This window comes from Aeromicrobium halocynthiae (genome assembly GCF_039531385.1).
Taxonomy (GTDB): domain Bacteria; phylum Actinomycetota; class Actinomycetes; order Propionibacteriales; family Nocardioidaceae; genus Aeromicrobium; species Aeromicrobium halocynthiae.
This window is the reverse complement of sequence record NZ_BAAAPY010000004.1, coordinates 155,117-172,301: the sequence shown is the minus strand read 5'-3', so window position 1 is coordinate 172,301 and position 17,185 is coordinate 155,117. Positions and strand designations below refer to the sequence as shown.

Below are 17,185 nucleotides of genomic sequence, written 5' to 3'. Positions count from 1 at the left end.
CCCGCGACCTCGTCGCGGGCGATCGGTCCGTTTGACCCATCCTCGACCCCCTCGAACGCGAACCCCTTCCATGACCGATTCCCCCTCGACCAGCGAGCGACCGTCCGTCGCCGTCGTCGGGTCCGGCATCTCCGGACTCACGGCGGCGTACGTCCTGCGCGAGACCCACGACGTCACGCTGTTCGAGGCCGACGACCGCTTCGGCGGCCACGCCCACACCCACACCCTGGAGCAGGACGGCGTGACCCACCGCGTCGACAGCGGGTTCATCGTGCACAACGACCGCACCTATCCCCTGCTGCGCCGGCTCTTCGCCGAGCTCGACGTCGCGGTGCACCCGACCGAGATGTCGATGAGCATCCACTGCGACGGGTGCGGCCTGGAGTACGCCGGTGGGCGCAGGCTGCCCGGCCTCTTCGCGCAGAAGCGGCGCCTGCTCGACCCGCGGTACCTGAGGCTGCTGCTCGGCGTGAAGCGGTTCCAGCGGCTCGCGCTCGCCCTGCTCGAGGCCGAGCCCGATGCCGCCGAGCCCCAGACCTACGGTGACTTCCTGCGACGCCACGGCTTCGAGGAGCACTTCGTCTCCCACTACGCCATCCCGGTCGTCTCGTGCGTCTGGTCCTCGGGCCACGACGTCGCCCTGCAGTACCCCGCGCGGTACCTGTTCACGTTCCTGCGCCACCACGGCTTCCTGTCGATCTCCGGGTCGCCCCAGTGGTTCACCGTCCAGGGCGGGTCGGGCACGTACGTCGCGAAGGTGGTCGAGCGGATCGGCGACGTCCGCAGCGGGACGGGGATCCGTTCGCTGCGGCGCACACCCTCCGGCGTCGTCCTGACCGACACCGACGGGACCGAGCACCATCGCGACAAGGTCGTGATCGCCACCCATGCCGACGACGCCCTGGGACTGCTGGAGGACCCGAGCGGCGACGAGAAGCGGGTGCTGGCGTCGTTCGACTACTCCGCCAACGAGACCGTCCTGCACACCGACGCCTCCCTGCTGCCCGACGCTCCCGGGGCACGGGCGTCGTGGAACTACCGGATGGACGCGTGCGGTCGTCGCGAGGAGTCGACCGCGGTCACGTACTGGATGAACCGGCTCCAGGGGATCGACAGTCCCCGGCCGTACGTCGTCAGTCTCAACTCCACGGACCGCATCGACCCGGAGACGGTGCTCGCCACCATGCACTACACCCACCCGGTGTACACCCCGGACTCCGTCGCTGCCCAGGCCGAGCTGGCCGGTCTCAACGACGGGCGGACCGCGTTCGCCGGGGCTTACCACGGCTGGGGCTTCCACGAGGACGGCTGCCGCTCCGGGGTCGAGGCAGCCCGCAGCCTCGGGGTGCCCTGGTGAGCCTGCCCGCGGTCCCTGCGCTCGTCGTCGGCAGCGTCGCCCACACCCGGCGCACGCCGCTGCGTCACCGCTTCTCCTACCGGGTCTACCAGTGGCTGGTCGACCTCGACGACCTCCCGCGGACCCGGTGGTGGCTACGCCCGTTCTCCACCTTCCGGGCGGCCGACCACATCGGTGCGGCCGACGCCACCATCCGGGCCAACATCGAGGCGTTCTGCGCCGCCGAGGGCCTCGACGTGTCGGATCGACGGATCCTCATGCTCGCCAACGCACGGACCTTCGGATACGTCTTCGATCCCTTGAGCGTGTTCTGGGTGCTCGACGGCGAGCGGGTCGAGGCGATCGTCGCGGAGGTGCACAACACCTACGGCGAGCGTCACGCCTACCTCCTGCGTCCCGACGACGCGGGGCGGACGGGCATGGACAAGGCGTTCTACGTCTCTCCCTTCTTCACCGTCGCCGGTCGCTACGACGTGCGCTTCCGCCTCGACGCGAGCCGCGTCTCGACCGACGTCGTGCTGCGCCAGGACTCGCCGACGGCACCCGAGGAGGCCGTCTTCACCGCGACCTTCCGAGGCGAACCCCGTCCGTTCACCGCGGGGCGCCTGGTCCGTCTACTCGTCACCATGCCGTTCATGACCCATCGGACGAGCCTGCTGATCCGAATCCACGGCGTGTGGCTGTGGCTGCGCCGCCTCCCGGTCGTCCCACGACCGGTCCATCGATCCCAGGAGAGCACCCGATGAGCGACGTCCTCTCGACCCCGTGGTCCGGTCTGGACCAGACTCCCCGGACGCCCTTCAAGGCGCGCGTCGCCCGAGCGATCCTGCGCCCGGCGGTCTCCCGCACTCCCGTGCGCGTGAGCTTCCCCGACGGTCGCCACTGGGGCGCGGGAGGGCCGGACGCGCCCGAGATGGTCGTGCGTCGTCCGGCCGCCTTCTTCAACCGTCTCGGCCAGGACTCCAAGATCGGGCTCGGCGAGGCCTTCATGGCCGGCGACTGGACCACCGGCGAGGGCACGGACCTCGCCGACCTGCTCTCCCCGTTCGCCGCGCAGATGGCGACCCTCGTGCCCCCGTCGCTGCAGAAGCTGCGCCGTCTGGTCGACCGTGATCTGCCGGAGGAGGAGCGCAACACCGTGTCGGGGTCGAGGTCGAACATCGAGCGTCACTACGACCTGTCCAACGATCTCTTCCTGCGGTTCCTGGACCCGTCGATGACGTACTCGGCGGCGTGGTTCGAGGACCTCGGATCTCGTCCCGGCTTCGACGAGCTCGAATGCGCCCAGCACCGCAAGATCGACGGACTGCTCGACCAGGCGGGCGTCACCGAGGGCACCCGCCTGCTGGAGATCGGCAGCGGCTGGGGGTCCCTGGCGATCCGTGCCGCGCAGCGCGGTGCCCGCGTCACGACCATCACGATCTCCACCGAGCAGGCCGAGCTCGCCCGCCGCCGCTTCGTCGAGGCCGGCGTCGACGACCGCATCGAGCTGCGCCTGCAGGACTACCGCGACGTCACGGGGCAGTACGACGCCGTCGTCAGCTGCGAGATGATCGAGGCCGTGGGTGAGGAGTACTGGCCCACGTACTTCGCCACCATCGACTCCGTGCTCGCACCAGGCGGGCGCGTCGCGATCCAGGCCATCACGATGCAGCACCACCGGTACCAGGCGACGCGTCGCTCCTACGGCTGGATCCAGAAGTACATCTTCCCGGGCGGGTTGATCCCGTCGCGTCGCGCGATCGACGAGACGCTCGCCGCGCACACCCGCGGTCTGCGCGTCACCGAGACCCGCTCCCTCGGGCTGCACTACGCGCGGACCCTGCGCCTGTGGCGCGAGCGCTTCGAGGACCACTGGCAGGACATCTCGGGGCACGGGTTCGACGAGACGTTCCGCCGCATGTGGACGTTCTACCTCGCGTACTGCGAGGCAGGGTTCGCCGTCGGGTACCTCGACGTGGAGCAGCTGCAGATGCAGCGCACCTGACCCATCCGGACCGGGGTCGGCACCGAATCCCTCACGAGCCGCGGCTCGCACCCCCAGGAGGATTCATGCCAGACACGAGCAGACTCCCCAAGCCCCTGCAGGAGTCCTACGAGTGGCAGTACCGCGCCGCCTGCCGCGGCGCCGATCCCGACGTGTTCTACTCCCCGATGGACGAGCGCGGACCGGTCCGACGCCGACGTGAGGCGGCGGCCAAGGCCTTCTGCGCCCGGTGCCCCGTCGTCCAGGAGTGTCTGGACCACGCGCTCGAGGTCCGTGAGCCGTACGGCGTGTGGGGTGGCCTGTCAGCGACCGAGCGCGGCCACCTGCTCGCGCAGACCGGCTGACCTCGGGTCAGCGCACGAGGCGACGTGCCTCGGAGTCGAGGGGGAACGGGTTCGCACGACAGCCCTGGAGGTCCTTCGACTGCTGCTGCATGACCGGAGCGGCCCGACCGCGACCCGAGCAGTCCTGGTGACCGAAACCGAGCCAGTGACCGGTCTCGTGGTTGACGACCATGTGCCGGTAGCTCGCGACGGACTTGCCGGCCTTGCGCCAGGCGCGGGTGCTCGAGCGCCAGCGGGACTCGTTGATGATCACGTGGCGACCGACGCGACAGCTCCACTTCGCGCTGCAGACGCTGGAGTACCGCGGCACCCGCTCGGCCTTGGCCAGCACGACGGTGAAGTCACCGCCGCGACTCACCTGACGGAACTTCACGGCGCCCTTGCGCCATCCCCGTGCGTCGGCGTAGATGGCGGCCACCTGCCGGCGGACGGAGGCCATGTCCAGCCTGCTGCCGTCGTTCACGACGCTGTACGTGACGGTGCGGCGCGGGTCGCGCAGGTGTCGCACGGTGCCGGTCCGCTGGGACATCAGGCCGGTTGCCGGCCGGTGACCCGCCTTGGAGGCCGTCACCCGCACGCTCAGTCGCTTGCCCACGTCCAGGTGGGTCAGCTCTCGGGTGCGCTTGGTGCTCCCCTTCCCGGTGATCGGCTTGCCGTCGCGGTACCAGCGGTAGCTGAACGTCAGGCCGGAGGCCTTCCACCGGCCGGGGGAGGCGGTGAGTGTCCTGCGGAACCGCGGCGTCCCGGTGATCGTCGCCGCGCTGCCCGGCGTGATCGAGGGAACCTCCGGAGCGGTCGTCGGCGACGGGGACGGCGTGGGCGTCGGTGTGGGCTCCGTCTCGTCGGCCCCGGCCGGTCCGGCGAGCAGCGCGATCGCCAGCGCCAGGGCGAGGGTCGCGGCCAGTCGTGCCGGACGAACGTTCATCGTCACTCCCAGAAGACTCTCTCGACGACGCTCCGTGCGTGGCGGGTGGCCCGCAGGTAGTCGTCGACCATGCGTTCGCTGTCGTCGACACCGTAGCCCAGGAGCGAGGCGACACCGGCCCGATCGTCGGATTGCTCGACCATCGAGTCGGCCGGCTTGGACCGCATGAGCACCACCGCGTTGCGGATGCGGGTCACCAGGCGCCACGCGACCTCGAGGTCACGGGCGTCCTCGTCGCTGAGGAGTCCGGCCTGCGACGCGGCCGTGAGCGCCTCGAGGGTGCTCGTCGTCCGCAGCCCCGGGATCTCGTGCGCGTGACGCATCTGGAGCAGCTGGACGGTCCACTCGACGTCGGCGAGGCCACCGCGGCCCAGCTTCAGGTGCGTGTTCGGGTTGGCGCCCCGAGGCAGCCGCTCCGACTCGACGCGTCCCTTGATCCGCCGGATCTCGCGGACCTGTGTCTCGTCGATCCCACCGTCGGGCCAGCGCAGCGGATCGATCAGCTCGGTGAACCGTTCGCACAGTCCTGCGTCGCCGACGGCGGCGCGGGCGCGCAGCAGAGCCTGCGCCTCCCACACCGCGGAGTACTTCTCGTAGTAGGACCGGTAGGCCGCGAACGAGCGCACGAGCGGGCCGTTGCGCCCGTCGGGTCGCAGCTCGGCGTCGACCTCCAGGGGCGGGTCGTCCCCGGCGGCCGAGAGCATCGTCCGCAGGCTGGTCGCGACGGCCGTCGCAGCCGAGGACGCCTCGCCGTCGTCGGCACCGTCGAGCGGCTCGTGCACGAACATCACGTCCGCGTCGGACCCGTACCCGGACTCACGTCCACCGAGCCGACCCATCAGCACGATCGCCATCCGCGTGGGCAGCGGTCCCCGCTCGGCCTCGACCCCCTTGACCGCCGCAGCCAACGCACCGGCGAGGGTCGCCTCCGTGACGTCGGACAGGGCGCGGATGGCGGTGGTCACCTCGTGGAAGTCCAGGACGTCCCCGATCCCGATCCGGGACAGCTCGCGGCGTCGGATGCGGCGGATCGCCTTGATGGCGGCCTTGGCGTCGTCGTGCCGCTGCGCGGCGGCCTCCATCTCCTTGGTGAGCCGCTCGAGCGGGCGGGGCACGAGCGCCTCGTCGTCGCCGAACAGCGCGACGGAGTCCGGAGCCCGCAGGATCAGGTCGGTGACGTAGCGGCTGGACCCCAGGACGACGGCCAGCTGGTGGGCGCCCTCGCCCTCGTCACGGAGCTTGCGCAGGTACCACGGCGACTCCCCGAGGCCCTCGGAGATCTTGCGGAACGCCAGCAGTCCGGCATCCGGTGAGGGGGCCTCGGCGAACCACTGCAGCATCGCCGGCAGCAGCGAGCGTTGGACGGTGGAGCGCCGCGCGACGCCGGAGGTGAGGGCCTTGATGTGGGCGAGGGCACCCTTGGGGTCGTTGAAGCCCAGCGCGAGGAGCCGGTCCTCGGCAGCGGCCGTCGTCAGACGCAGGCCCTCGGTGGGCAGGGACGTGACCGCCTCGAGCAGGGGCTGGAAGAAGAGCTTCTCGTGCAGGCGTCGGACGACCCGCTTGTGCGCCTGCCACTCCTTCTCGAGCGTCTCCCCCGCGTTGTGCACGAAGCCCATCGAGCGTCCCAGGCGTCGCAGGTCCTCCGGGTCGTCGGGCACGACGTGGTTGCGCTGCAGTCGGAACAGCTGGATCCGGTGCTCGAGCCGGCGGAGGAAGACGTAGGCACGCTCCATCGTCGCCCCGTCCTCGCGGCCGACGTAGCCGCCGGCGATCAACGAGCGCAGTGCGACGAGCGTCGTGGCGCTGCGCAGCGTCTCGTCGCCGCGCCCGTGCACGAGCTGCAGCAGCTGCACCGCGAACTCGACGTCGCGCAGGCCGCCCGGACCGAGCTTGAGCTGACGGTCCCGGTGGTGCGCCGGGATCGTGTCGATGACGCGCTTGCGCATCGCCCGGACGTCGGGCACGAAGTCCTTGCGCGTGCTGGCCTGCCACACCATCGGCCCGGTGGCCTCCAGGTACGCCTCGGCGAGGTCTTCGTCGCCCGCGGCGTAGCGCGCCTTCAGCAGGGCCTGGAACTCCCACGTGGAGGCCCAACGCTCGTAGTACGCGAGGTGGCTGGACAGCGTGCGCGACAGCGGCCCGTTCTTGCCCTCCGGGCGCAGGTTCGCGTCGACCTCCCAGATGGTGCCCTCGCCCGTGTGGTCCGAGCACAGCGCCATCGTGCGCGACGCGAGCCTCGTCGCCGCCCGCAGAGCGGTGTCGGGGTCGGCGTCGCCCATCGGCTCGTGCACGAAGACGACGTCGACGTCGCTGACGTAGTTCAGCTCCGCACCGCCGGTCTTGCCCATCGCGATGATCGCGAGTCGCACCGTGTCCGCGTTCGGCACCTCCTCGCGCGCGAGGTCGAGGGCAGCCCCGAGCGTGGCGACGGCGAGGTCGGCCAGCTCGGCCGAGACCTCCTCGAAGCTGGACAGACCGGAGAGGTCACGCGCCGTGACGTGCAGCAGCTTGCGACGGTAGGAGATCCGCAGGGCATCGGCGTCGTCGGCGCGGCCGAGCTGCTCGCGCATCCGATCGAGGGTCAGGGGCTCGCGGGCGAGGCGGTCGGCGCCGAGCTGCTCGACGTGCTCGGGATGACGTGCCAGGAAACCGCCGAGCGCGTCACTGGTACCGAGGATCCGCAGCAGCCGGTCCTGCAGCTCGGCGTCCTCGCGCAGGGCGGCCAGGAGACGCTCGGTCCCCCAGGAGTCGGCGATCCGGACGAGCGCGGCGAGTGCGGTGTCCGGGCTCGGCACCGCGGCGATCGCGCCGATCAGCTCGTCGTCGACGCCGTCGAGCAGGGCGAGGTTGGCCGCGGCGGACGTGCCGTCGCGGAAGCCGCGGCGGGCGAGGGCGAGCTCGGGGGTCTCGGAGGCGGGCACGTCTGCAGGCTACGCGCCCGCGAGCGGCGGCACCGCAGGCGTTCGCCGGGTGGGCGGTGCACCGGCGCGGGCGGGACCGTCAGAGCGTGGGCATCAGGCGGTCGAGCTCGAACTGCGTCACCTGCGAGCGGTAGTCCTGCCACTCCGCACGCTTGTTGCGCAGGAAGAAGTCGAAGACGTGCTCGCCGAGGGTCTCGGCCACGAGCTCAGAGCTCTCCATCGTGCGGATGGCCTCGTCGAGGTTGCGCGGCAGCGGCGCGATCCCCATCGCCCGACGCTCACCCTCGCTGAGGCTCCACACGTTGTCCTCGGCCTCGGGGGGCAGCTCGTAGCCTTCCTCAATGCCCTTGAGCCCGGCGGTCAGGACGAGTGCGAAGGCGAGGTAGGGGTTGCACCCGGCGTCGATGCCACGATGCTCGACGCGCGCCGAGCCGCTCTTGTGCGGCTTGTACATCGGCACCCGCACCAGCGCGGAACGGTTGTTGTGGCCCCAGCAGACGTAGTTGGGGGCTTCGCCGCCACCGGCGAGGCGCTTGTAGGAGTTGACCCACTGGTTCGTGACGGCCGTGATCTCGGCCGTGTGCTCCAGCACGCCGGCGATGAACTGGCGGCCTGTGCGGGACAGCTGGTACTCCGCCCCGGCCTCGTGGAACGCGTTCTCGTCACCTTCGAACAGCGAGACGTGGGTGTGCATCCCCGAGCCCGGGTGCTCGGTGAAGGGCTTGGGGATGAACGAGGCCCACTTGCCCTGGCTGAGCGCGACCTCCCGCACGACCGTGCGGAAGGTCATGATGTTGTCGGCCATGCTGAGCGCGTCGGCGTACCGCAGGTCGATCTCCTGCTGGCCCGGGCCGCCCTCGTGATGGCTGAACTCGACGCTGATGCCCATGTTCTCGAGCATCGTGATGACCTCGCGGCGAAAGTCCTGGCTGGCGCCCTGCGCGGTGTGGTCGAAGTAGCCGCTGTCGTCGACCGGCTCGGGACGCCCGCCTGCGGGCGGCTTGCCCTTGAAGAGGTAGAACTCGATCTCGGGGTGGGTGTAGTACGTGAACCCGGCGTCGGAGGCCTTGGTGAGCGCACGCTTGAGCACGTGCCGCGGGTCGGCGTAGGAGGCCGAGCCGTCGGGCATCGCGATGTCGCAGAACATGCGGGCCGTGGCAGGGGTCTCCCCTCGCCACGGGAGCAGCTGGAAGCTCGTGGGGTCGGGCTTGGCGAGCATGTCGGCCTCGTGCACCCGCGCGAACCCCTCGATCGCGGAGCCGTCGAAGCCGATGCCCTCGGCGAAGGCACCCTCGAGCTCTGCGGGAGCGATCGAGACGGACTTCAGCGACCCCAGGACGTCGGTGAACCAGAGGCGGACGAAGCGCACGTCGCGCTCCTCGATCGCCCGGAGGACGAAGTCTTCCTGCTTACCCATGGCGTCATCCTGCCACGGGTGAGGTTTCGTCCAGATGACGCGGGCCGCGGCCGAGAACGGTTCGCCCGAGCGGCATCAGTGCACGGCCTTCAGACCGATGACCCCGCCCACGATCATCGCGAGGAACAGCAGGCTGGACCACGAGAAGGGCTGCGTCCCCGTGAGCATCGCGTAGGCGACGGTCAAGGTGGCCCCGATGCCGACCCAGACGGCGTAGGCGGTCCCGACCGGCAGCTCGCGCATGGCCAGGCCCAGCCCCGCCATGCTGAGCACGATGGCGACGCCGAACACCGCCGTCGGCACGAGCCGGGTGAATCCCTCGGTGCGGCCGAGCGCCGTCGCCCACACCGCCTCGAGCACTCCGGAGACGACAAGGATCGCCCACGCCACGATGGCCTCCTGCGCGCCGTCTTGTCGCTGACCGGGTACGGCGCCCTCGTCCGGGAGTCGCCATCACGACTCTGTTCCCAGCATCCCACAACCCGCCCGACGCCCCGATCGGTGCTTGCGCAACCGACCCGCGTGGCCGACCGCTCGGGTCGGCCGATCGGTGCCTGCGCAACCGAATGGACCCCGGCGTGCCTGATCGGTGCCTGCGCAACCTGTTCACCACCCACAGGGTTGCCTGGACACCGATCCGCGCCGTTGGGCAAGCATCGATGAGGGCCCGGCCTCGCACTACGCTCGTGGCATGCCCCAGCTGCGCCTCGCCCTCGCCCAGGTCAACCCGCGCGTGGGTGACCTCGACGGCAACGTCGAGCTCGTGCTCGACGCCGCGCGGCAGGCTGCCGCCGATGGCGCCCACCTGCTCGTCATGCCCGAGATGGTGCTGAGCGGCTACCCGATCGAGGACCTCGCCTACCGGGCGTCCTTCATCGCCGCGAACCAGGAGCGCGTCCCGCGCCTCGCGGCACGCCTGGACGACGAGGGGCTCGGCGAGCTCGTGGTCGTCGTCGGGCACCTCGACTCCGCCAAGGAGCACGTCGACACCGACCGCCTCGGCGTGCCGAAGAACGCACCCACCAACTCCGCGTCGGTCCTGCACCGCGGCGCGGTGGTGACCCGCTACGACAAGCACCACCTGCCCAACTACGGCGTCTTCGACGAGTTCCGGCACTTCGTCGCCGGGGACGAGACACAGGTGGTCCAGGTCGGCGGGGTGGACGTCGCGATCGCGATCTGCGAGGACATCTGGCAGGACGGTCCGTCGGCCGCCGCCCATGCCGCCGAGGCCGGTCTGCTCGTGGTGCTGAACGGCTCGCCCTACGAGGCCGCCAAGGACGACTCGCGTCTCGAGCTCTGTGCGCGCCGGGCCCGCGAGGGCGACTGCGCCCTCGCGTACGTCAACCTCGTCGGGGGCCAGGACGAGCTGGTCTTCGACGGCGACTCGCTCGTCGTCGACGCCGCCGGCGAGCTGGTCGCACGGGCGGCGCAGTTCGAGCCCGAGCTGCTCGTGGTCGATCTCGACCTCCCTGCGGCCACGGCCGCCATGCCGGAGCCGGGCACGCGCTTCCACGGGCTGAGCGTGCACCGCACGGTGCTGTCGTCCGATCCGGTGGCCGCGTTCGAGACCCGTCCCTCGCGTGTCGCGGAGCGCTGGGACGACCTCGGGGAGCGCTACTGGGCGATCGTGCTCGGGCTGCGCGACTACGTCCGCAAGAACGGCGCGTCATCGGTGCTGCTCGGCCTGTCCGGCGGCATCGACTCCACCCTGGTGGGGGCGATCGCGGTCGACGCGCTCGGGGCGGAGAACGTCTTCGGGGTCTCCAACCCGTCGGCGTGGTCCAGCGAGCACTCCCGCTCCGACGCCGCCGAGCTCGCCCGACGCACCGGCCTGCGGCTCGACACCGTCGCCATCGCGCCGATCTTCGAGGCCTACCAGCAGGCCCTGCACCTCGACGGCCTCGCGGAGGAGAACCTGCAGGCCCGCATCCGGGCCGTCATCTGGATGGGCCTGTCGAACCAGCACGGCCACCTCGTGCTCGCGTGCGGCAACAAGTCCGAGCTGGCCACCGGCTACTCGACCATCTACGGCGACGCCGTCGGTGCCTACGCCCCGATCAAGGACCTGCCGAAGACCCTCGTGTGGGAGGTCTCCCGCTGGCGCAACGCGTGGGCGCAGTCGCACGGCGAGACGCCACCGATCCCCGAGAACGCCATCAGCAAGCCCCCGTCGGCCGAGCTGCGGCCCGGCCAGCTCGACTCCGACTCGCTGCCCGACTACGCCGACCTCGACGCCGTCCTCGACGCGTACGTCGAGCGTGACCTCGGCTCGGCCGAGGTGATCGCCGAGGGCCACGACGCCGCGCTCGTCGAGCGCGTGATCACGTTGGTCGACAGGGCCGAGTACAAGCGTCGCCAGTACCCTCCGGGCCCCAAGGTCAGCCGCCGGAACTTCGGCCGCGACCGCCGGGTCCCGATGACGAACGCCTGGCGCGAGTCCCTCTGACCCCACGGCGGAGCCGATCACGAACCGTGACCTGCAGCACACCCGGCGTGCGCTCCGATCCCCGTCTGGCACGCTTGGACCGTCCGTGGACCCCGGCCAGGGGCCGCGAGAAGGAGGCACACGATGTCCGAGTCCACCCCTGCCCAGGGAACGTCTCCCACCGGCCCCGAGGAGCCTGCCCCCTACGGGGCTGCGAGCGGCACCCCGGGCCCTGCCGCACCCGCCGCACCACCGACGGCCAACCCCACGACGTCCCACGACCTTCGACGGGTGCGCACCCACCACCTGAGGCAGTGGAAGCTCGAGGGACACAAGTGGGCCATGCTCACGACCTACGACCAGTACACCGCCGCGATCTTCGACCGGGCCGGGATCCCCGTCCTCTTCATCGGCGACTCCGCCGCGAACAACGTCTTCGGCTACGAGTCGTCGCTGCCGGTCACCGTCGACGAGCTCCTGCCGCTCGTCAAGGCGGTCTCCCGCACCGCTCGGCGAGCCCTCGTCCTGGCCGACCTGCCGTTCGGCTCCTACCAGCGCTCGCCGGAGCAGGCGTTCGACACGGCGGTGCGGTTCATGAAGGAGGGCGGCGCCCACGCCGTGAAGCTCGAGGGCGGCGTCGAGATGGCCCCCCACACCGCGCTCCTGACGGACTCCGGCATCCCCGTCATGGCCCACATCGGCTTCACCCCGCAGTCCGAGCACAGCCTCGGTGGGTACCGCGTCCAGGGGCGCGGCGACTCCGGGCAGGCGCTCATCGACGCCGCCCTCGCCCTGCAGGACGCGGGAGCGTTCGCGGTGGTCATGGAGATGGTGCCCGCCGCCGTCGCAGCCGAGATCACCCGTCGTCTGCACATCCCCACCATCGGCATCGGCGCCGGCGTCGAGTGCGATGCGCAGGTGCTGGTGTGGCAGGACGCGATGGGTCTGCGGGAGGGTCGCGCGCCCCGCTTCGTCAAGCGCTACGCCGACCTCGCCGGCATCATCGGCTCCGCTGCGACGCAGTTCGCCGACGAGGTCGCGTCCTCGACGTTCCCCGCCCCGGAGCACTCCTTCGAGGACTAGCGGGATCGACGTCCGGCGGAGCCTGCTCGGTGACGATCGGGCTCCCCGGTCCGACGTGCGGGCCTGCGGACCGCGTCGCACACTGACGACGCACCGTTCGTCCATCTCGAGGGGGACCCCCGCATGACCACGTTCGCCATCATCGGAGCCGGCCGCGGACTCGGCGCTGCCACGGCACGCCGCTTCGCCGCCGACGGCTTCGCCGTCGCGTTGATCTCCGCAGCGAGGAACGCATCGAGGCCCTCGCGCAGGACCTGAGGGCCGAGGGGATCGACGCCCGCGGGTACGTGGCCGACGTCCGCGACGTCGGCTCCGTCACCCACGCGCTCGAGCAGGCGACGGCACTGCAGGGTCCGATCGAGGTGCTGCAGTACAGCCCGCTGCCGGACAAGTCGTTCCTGCGGCCGGTGCTCGAGACGACCCCGTACGACGCGCGCGCAGCGGTGGAGTTCTCCGTCCTCGGCCCGATGGGCGCCGTCCACGCCGTGCTGCAGGGCATGCGCGTCATCGGTCGCGGCACCGTGCTGTTCATCAACGGGGGCACCGCGGTGCAGGCCAAGGTCGGGTTCGCCGGCACGTCGATCGCCTTCGCGGGGCAGTCGGCCTACGCCGAGATGATCCACGAGGCTCTCGCGCCCGACGGCATCCACGTGGGGCAGCTGATCATCCCCGGCTCGATCGAGGAGGGTCACCCGCAGAAGGACCCCGAGGTGCTGGCCGAGACGATCTGGACGATCCACAGCGAGCGCGGCGAGCTGCGGACGTTCGCCACGTCGATGGACGCCGAGGACTGAGCGGGCCGGACCTCAGGCACGCCAGCCGAAGAAGCTCACACCCATCGCGTTGACCGCGAACCAGGCCAGCAGCGCCAGCAGCGGCACGACCGGCGTCGATGCCGGGTGGCGCCGGACCCAGCGCACCAGCACCGGGATGAACCCGGCCAGCACCGCGAGGTGCAGCAGGACGCCCCACCACGGGGCGTAGAGCGTCGTGGAGATCACCAACCACAGCATCACCACGAGGCCGACGACCCCCACCCACGGCCCGGACCGCTCGGGCTTCACCGGCGACCGCTCACTCGTCGTCGGATTCGACGTCGTCGTTCCAGTCGGGATCGTTCTCCCACTCCTCGTTGCGCTCCTCGACCTTCTCCAGGGCGCGCTCGGCCTCGCCGTGAGTGGGGTAGGGACCGAGACGGTCCTTCGCGCGGCAGCCGTCCTTGCCCTCGACCGTCTTGTGCTTGAGGCAGAAGTAGAACTCGGTGTCGACCATGGCCTCATCCTGCCCGACCACGGGTCAGGACGCGCTCGCTAGCATCGCCGGGTGACTGCCCTGACCGCTGGTCGCGTCTCCCCCGAGCGTGCCGTCCCCTCCCACGTCGACCGTCCCGAGTACGTCGGGCAGCCGGCGCCCCTGCCCTACCGCGGACCTGCGGTGCGCGACGCAGCGACGATCGAGGCGATGCGGATCGCCGGTCGCGTCGCGGCACAGGCGCTCGACGCCGTCGAGGCAGCGATCGCCCCGGGGGTGACGACCGACGAGCTGGACCGCGTGGGGCACGAGTTCCTGCTCTCCCACGGGGCCTACCCGTCGACGCTCGGCTACCGCGGCTACCCGAAGTCGCTGTGCTCGAGCGTCAACGAGGTCATCTGCCACGGCATCCCCGACGACCGTCCGCTCGAGGACGGCGACATCGTCAACATCGACATCACGGCCTACACGGGCGGCGTGCACGGCGACACCAACAAGACCTACCTCGTGGGCGACGTCGACGAGGAGTCCCGGCTCCTCGTCGAGCGCACGCGGGAGGCCCTGTCGCGAGCGATCCGCGCGGTCAAGCCCGGACGGCAGGTCAACGTCATCGGTCGTGTCATCGAGGCGTACGCGGCCCGGTTCGGCTACGGGGTCGTGCGTGACTTCACCGGGCACGGCGTCGGGCCCGCCTTCCACGACGGCCTGGTGATCCCCCACTACGACGACCCGGACGCGACGACGGTGATCGAGCCCGGGATGACGTTCACGATCGAGCCGATGCTCACCCTCGGCGGCACCGAGTGGGACCTCTGGGACGACGGCTGGACCGCGACGACGGCCGACCGGTCCCGGACCGCGCAGTTCGAGCACACGCTGCTGGTCACCTCCGACGGCGCCGAGGTCCTCACCCTCCCCTGAGCCGATTGCGTGGACCACCCTATGATCGTCTCCGTGGACGACCCTGCGGAACCTCACAGTCCGGGCTCACGGACTGACCTTCCTGCCTCCTCACCCCTGCGGGTGACCCGGTGCTGACCGCGAGCCTCCTCCTGGTCCTCGGCGTCGTCGTGATCCTCGCGATCATCGCCGCCAACGGCTACTTCGTCGCCCAGGAGTTCGCCTACATGAGCGTCGACCGGTCCCGGCTGCGAGCTCGCGCCGCCGAGGGTGACAGCGCCGCACAGCGCGCGCTCGACGTGACCGACCGGACGAGCTTCATGCTCTCCGGAGCCCAGCTCGGCATCACCGTCACCGGCCTGCTCGTCGGCTACGTCGCCGAGCCCCTGGTCGGCGAGTCGTTGGGGGTGCTCCTCGGCGGTGTCGGCGTGCCCACCGCCGTCGGGATCGGCGTCGGCACGATCGCGGCACTCGTGGCCGCCACGGTCACGCAGATGATCTTCGGCGAGCTGTTCCCGAAGAACCTGGCCATCGCGAGCCCCGAGCCGCTCGCCCGGCGCCTCGCCCGCTCGACCCGCATCTACCTCGCCGTGTTCGGCTGGCTGATCACGTTCTTCGACAAGTCGGCCAACCTGCTGCTGAAGGCGGTCCGCATCGAGCCCGTGCACGACCTCGACACCTCCGCCACGGCACCTGAGCTCGAGCGCATCGTGGCGGACTCGACCACCAGCGGCGACCTCCCGCAGGACCTGTCGCTGCTGATCGACCGCATCCTCGACCTGCCCGACCACGACGTCGAGCACGCGATGATCCCGCGCTCGCGCGTCGGCACCGTCCCGGCCGACGCCACGGTCGGCCACGTCCGCGAGCGGATGGCCACCGAGCACACCCGGTACCCGGTGCTCGACGCCGAGGACAAGGTCGTCGGCGTCGTCGACCTGCTGCAGGTCCTCGACCCGACGCTGCCGGAGGACCGGGTCGTCGGCTCGATGGCGCGCGAACCGCTCGTCGTGCCCACGCTGATGAGCCTTCCCGACGCGCTGACCGAGCTCGCCGGAGCCAGCGCGGAGCTCGCGTGCGTCGTCGACGAGTACGGCGGCTTCGCCGGGGTGCTCACGATCGAGGACATCGCCGAGGAGCTCGTCGGCGAGATCACCGACGAGCACGACCTGCACAGCGACGACCTCGTCGAGCCCGACGGCGACGGAGCGTGGCGGATGTCCGGCGACACGCACCTGGACGAGATCGAGCGGGCGGTCGGCTACGACCTCGAGCCCCGCGAGGTCGAGACCGTCTCCGGACTCGTGATCGAGACGGTCGGCGCGCTTCCGGACGTCGGGGACGTCGTCCGCGTCGACCTCCTGGACGATCCGTCCGAGATCGTCGAGGACGACCGCAGGCGCCGCCACCTCGAGATCGAGGTCCTGGAGGTGGAGCGGTACGTGCCGCACCGGGTCCGCGTCCGCCTGCACGAGGAGGCCGTCGACGACGAGGACGCCGACGAGCACACGGTCGTCGACGGACGGGAGGAGGACCGATGAACGGATGGGTCGTCCTGGCCGCGACGGTCGGCCTGATCGTGCTGAGCGCGTTCTTCGTCGTCATCGAGTTCGCCCTGCTCGGGGCCCGCAGGTACCGCCTCGAGGAGCAGGCGGCGACCAGCGGTGCCGCGCGTGCGGCACTGCGCAGCATGAACGAGCTGACCATCATGCTCGCGGGCGCGCAGCTCGGCATCACGGCCTGCACGTTCGCCCTCGGAGCCGTGACCAAGCCGGCGGTCGACAGCGCGCTCGCACCCGTGCTCGACGATCTCGGGCTGGCGACCTGGCTGGCCGGTGGCGCCGCCTTCGGGTTCTCGCTGCTCGCGGTGACCTTCCTGCACCTGGTCGTCGGTGAGATGGCGCCGAAGTCCTGGGCCATCGCCCACCCGGAGCGGGCGGCGCTGATCGTCGGCCGGCCGGGGCGGGCGTTCGCGTGGTTCGTGCGGCCCCTGCTGCTGTGGGTCAACGAGATCGCGAACCGGCTGGTCGCGCGGACGGGGGTCGAGCCCGTCGACCAGGCGGCGGTCGGCGGCCAGGACGCCGAGACCATCCGCCAGCTCGTGGAGTACTCCGCGCGGGCCGGCTCGCTCGAGGCCGACCTCGAGCCGCAGATCCTGCAGGCGTTGGAGCTGCAGGACCTGCGCGTCCTCGACCTCGTCCGCACCGACAAGCCCCTCACGTCGGTCGCCCACGACGCGACCGTCGCCGACGTCCGCACGGCGGCGATGGAGTCCGGCCACCTCCGCATCTTGGTCACCCCCCGCGGCACGGGGCTGCCGCACGTGGTCCACGTCCGCGACACGCTCCTGGAGCCGGCGGAGCGACCGGTGAGCGAGCTGTGGCGCCAGCCGATGCGGCTGCGACCGGAGGAGCCGGTCCCCCACGCCCTGCAGCGCATGCGGTCGACGAGCACGCAGTTCGCCGTCGTCATGGACGGACCGGGCGTGGTCGGCGTGCTGACGATGGCCGATCTCGTGCGACGGCTCCTGCGCCGGGCCGACGCCATCGACGCGCGGGGCTGATCGGCTCGG

General features: G+C 71.1%; 17 protein-coding genes and 1 riboswitch. Of the genes, 11 read left to right on the top strand and 6 right to left on the bottom strand.

The features are described 5' to 3' along the window. Window positions 1-70 precede the first annotated feature (70 nt). The 4 genes from ABD213_RS07915 (at window position 71) to ABD213_RS07900 (ending at window position 3,688) form a co-directional block, all read left to right on the top strand. On the top strand, window positions 71-1,357 hold the full coding sequence (locus ABD213_RS07915) for an NAD(P)/FAD-dependent oxidoreductase (RefSeq protein ID WP_344326656.1): 1,287 nt from the start codon (window positions 71-73) through the stop codon (window positions 1,355-1,357). Next, window positions 1,354-2,103: a DUF1365 domain-containing protein gene (locus ABD213_RS07910; protein ID WP_344326654.1), complete on the top strand. Its 750-nt coding sequence runs from the start codon at window positions 1,354-1,356 to the stop codon at window positions 2,101-2,103. The genes ABD213_RS07915 and ABD213_RS07910 overlap by 4 nt, the downstream gene beginning before the upstream one ends. After that, window positions 2,100-3,344 (top strand): class I SAM-dependent methyltransferase, encoded by a 1,245-nt coding sequence (locus ABD213_RS07905; RefSeq protein ID WP_344326652.1) that lies wholly within the window; start codon window positions 2,100-2,102, stop codon window positions 3,342-3,344. The genes ABD213_RS07910 and ABD213_RS07905 overlap by 4 nt, the downstream gene beginning before the upstream one ends. A 65-nt stretch (window positions 3,345-3,409) precedes the next feature. Continuing rightward, entirely contained in the window at window positions 3,410-3,688 is a 279-nt protein-coding gene (locus ABD213_RS07900) for a WhiB family transcriptional regulator (RefSeq protein ID WP_344326649.1), read from the top strand. Between the two features lie 7 nt (window positions 3,689-3,695). On the opposite strand, the gene ABD213_RS07895 is transcribed toward ABD213_RS07900, so the two are convergent. From ABD213_RS07895 to ABD213_RS07880, 4 genes are all read right to left on the bottom strand, one after another. After that, the gene (locus ABD213_RS07895) at window positions 3,696-4,613 is read right to left on the bottom strand and encodes a DUF3152 domain-containing protein (RefSeq protein ID WP_344326647.1); all 918 of its coding nucleotides are present in this window, start codon (window positions 4,611-4,613) and stop codon (window positions 3,696-3,698) included. 2 nt (window positions 4,614-4,615) lie between these two features. Continuing rightward, entirely contained in the window at window positions 4,616-7,534 is a 2,919-nt protein-coding gene (locus ABD213_RS07890) for a bifunctional [glutamine synthetase] adenylyltransferase/[glutamine synthetase]-adenylyl-L-tyrosine phosphorylase (RefSeq protein WP_344326645.1), read from the bottom strand. A 79-nt stretch (window positions 7,535-7,613) separates the two neighbouring features. Beyond that, window positions 7,614-8,951, bottom strand: a complete 1,338-nt coding sequence (locus ABD213_RS07885) for a glutamine synthetase family protein (protein WP_344326643.1) — start codon at window positions 8,949-8,951, stop codon at window positions 7,614-7,616. Window positions 8,952-9,026: 75 nt separating this feature from the next. Beyond that, on the bottom strand, window positions 9,027-9,341 hold the full coding sequence (locus tag ABD213_RS07880) for a DMT family transporter (RefSeq protein ID WP_344326641.1): 315 nt from the start codon (window positions 9,339-9,341) through the stop codon (window positions 9,027-9,029). 10 nt (window positions 9,342-9,351) lie between these two features. Next, window positions 9,352-9,416: riboswitch (guanidine-III (ykkC-III) riboswitch) on the bottom strand. A gap of 226 nt (window positions 9,417-9,642) precedes the next feature. Here ABD213_RS07880 and ABD213_RS07875 point away from each other — a divergent pair. From ABD213_RS07875 to ABD213_RS07860, 4 genes are all read left to right on the top strand, one after another. Further along, the gene (locus ABD213_RS07875; protein ID WP_344326639.1) at window positions 9,643-11,400 is read left to right on the top strand and encodes an NAD+ synthase; all 1,758 of its coding nucleotides are present in this window, start codon (window positions 9,643-9,645) and stop codon (window positions 11,398-11,400) included. A 123-nt stretch (window positions 11,401-11,523) separates the two neighbouring features. Then, a complete protein-coding gene (gene panB / locus ABD213_RS07870; RefSeq protein ID WP_344326636.1) occupies window positions 11,524-12,462 on the top strand; it encodes a 3-methyl-2-oxobutanoate hydroxymethyltransferase in 939 nt (312 codons plus the stop codon). Between the two features lie 123 nt (window positions 12,463-12,585). Further along, entirely contained in the window at window positions 12,586-12,720 is a 135-nt protein-coding gene (locus tag ABD213_RS07865; RefSeq protein ID WP_344326634.1) for a hypothetical protein, read from the top strand. Continuing rightward, complete coding sequence (locus ABD213_RS07860; RefSeq protein WP_344326868.1) at window positions 12,696-13,256, top strand: SDR family NAD(P)-dependent oxidoreductase; 561 nt, start codon at window positions 12,696-12,698, stop codon at window positions 13,254-13,256. The genes ABD213_RS07865 and ABD213_RS07860 overlap by 25 nt, the downstream gene beginning before the upstream one ends. 12 nt (window positions 13,257-13,268) lie before the next feature. Here the strand turns inward: ABD213_RS07860 and ABD213_RS07855 are convergent, their stop codons facing one another. Together ABD213_RS07855 and ABD213_RS07850 are read right to left on the bottom strand one after the other, a co-directional pair. Continuing rightward, the gene (locus ABD213_RS07855) at window positions 13,269-13,526 is read right to left on the bottom strand and encodes a hypothetical protein (RefSeq protein ID WP_344326632.1); all 258 of its coding nucleotides are present in this window, start codon (window positions 13,524-13,526) and stop codon (window positions 13,269-13,271) included. Window positions 13,527-13,536: 10 nt separating this feature from the next. Beyond that, a complete protein-coding gene (locus ABD213_RS07850) occupies window positions 13,537-13,734 on the bottom strand; it encodes a hypothetical protein (protein WP_344326630.1) in 198 nt (65 codons plus the stop codon). A 51-nt stretch (window positions 13,735-13,785) separates the two neighbouring features. Between ABD213_RS07850 and map the strand changes: the two genes are divergently transcribed. The 3 genes from map to ABD213_RS07835 all read left to right on the top strand — a co-directional run bounded on the left by map (window position 13,786) and on the right by ABD213_RS07835 (window position 17,176). Continuing rightward, window positions 13,786-14,634: a type I methionyl aminopeptidase gene (map, locus tag ABD213_RS07845; RefSeq protein WP_344326627.1), complete on the top strand. Its 849-nt coding sequence runs from the start codon at window positions 13,786-13,788 to the stop codon at window positions 14,632-14,634. Window positions 14,635-14,744: 110 nt separating this feature from the next. After that, the gene (locus ABD213_RS07840; RefSeq protein ID WP_344326625.1) at window positions 14,745-16,154 is read left to right on the top strand and encodes a hemolysin family protein; all 1,410 of its coding nucleotides are present in this window, start codon (window positions 14,745-14,747) and stop codon (window positions 16,152-16,154) included. Continuing rightward, the gene (locus ABD213_RS07835) at window positions 16,151-17,176 is read left to right on the top strand and encodes a CNNM domain-containing protein (protein ID WP_344326623.1); all 1,026 of its coding nucleotides are present in this window, start codon (window positions 16,151-16,153) and stop codon (window positions 17,174-17,176) included. The genes ABD213_RS07840 and ABD213_RS07835 overlap by 4 nt, the downstream gene beginning before the upstream one ends. Window positions 17,177-17,185 lie beyond the last annotated feature (9 nt).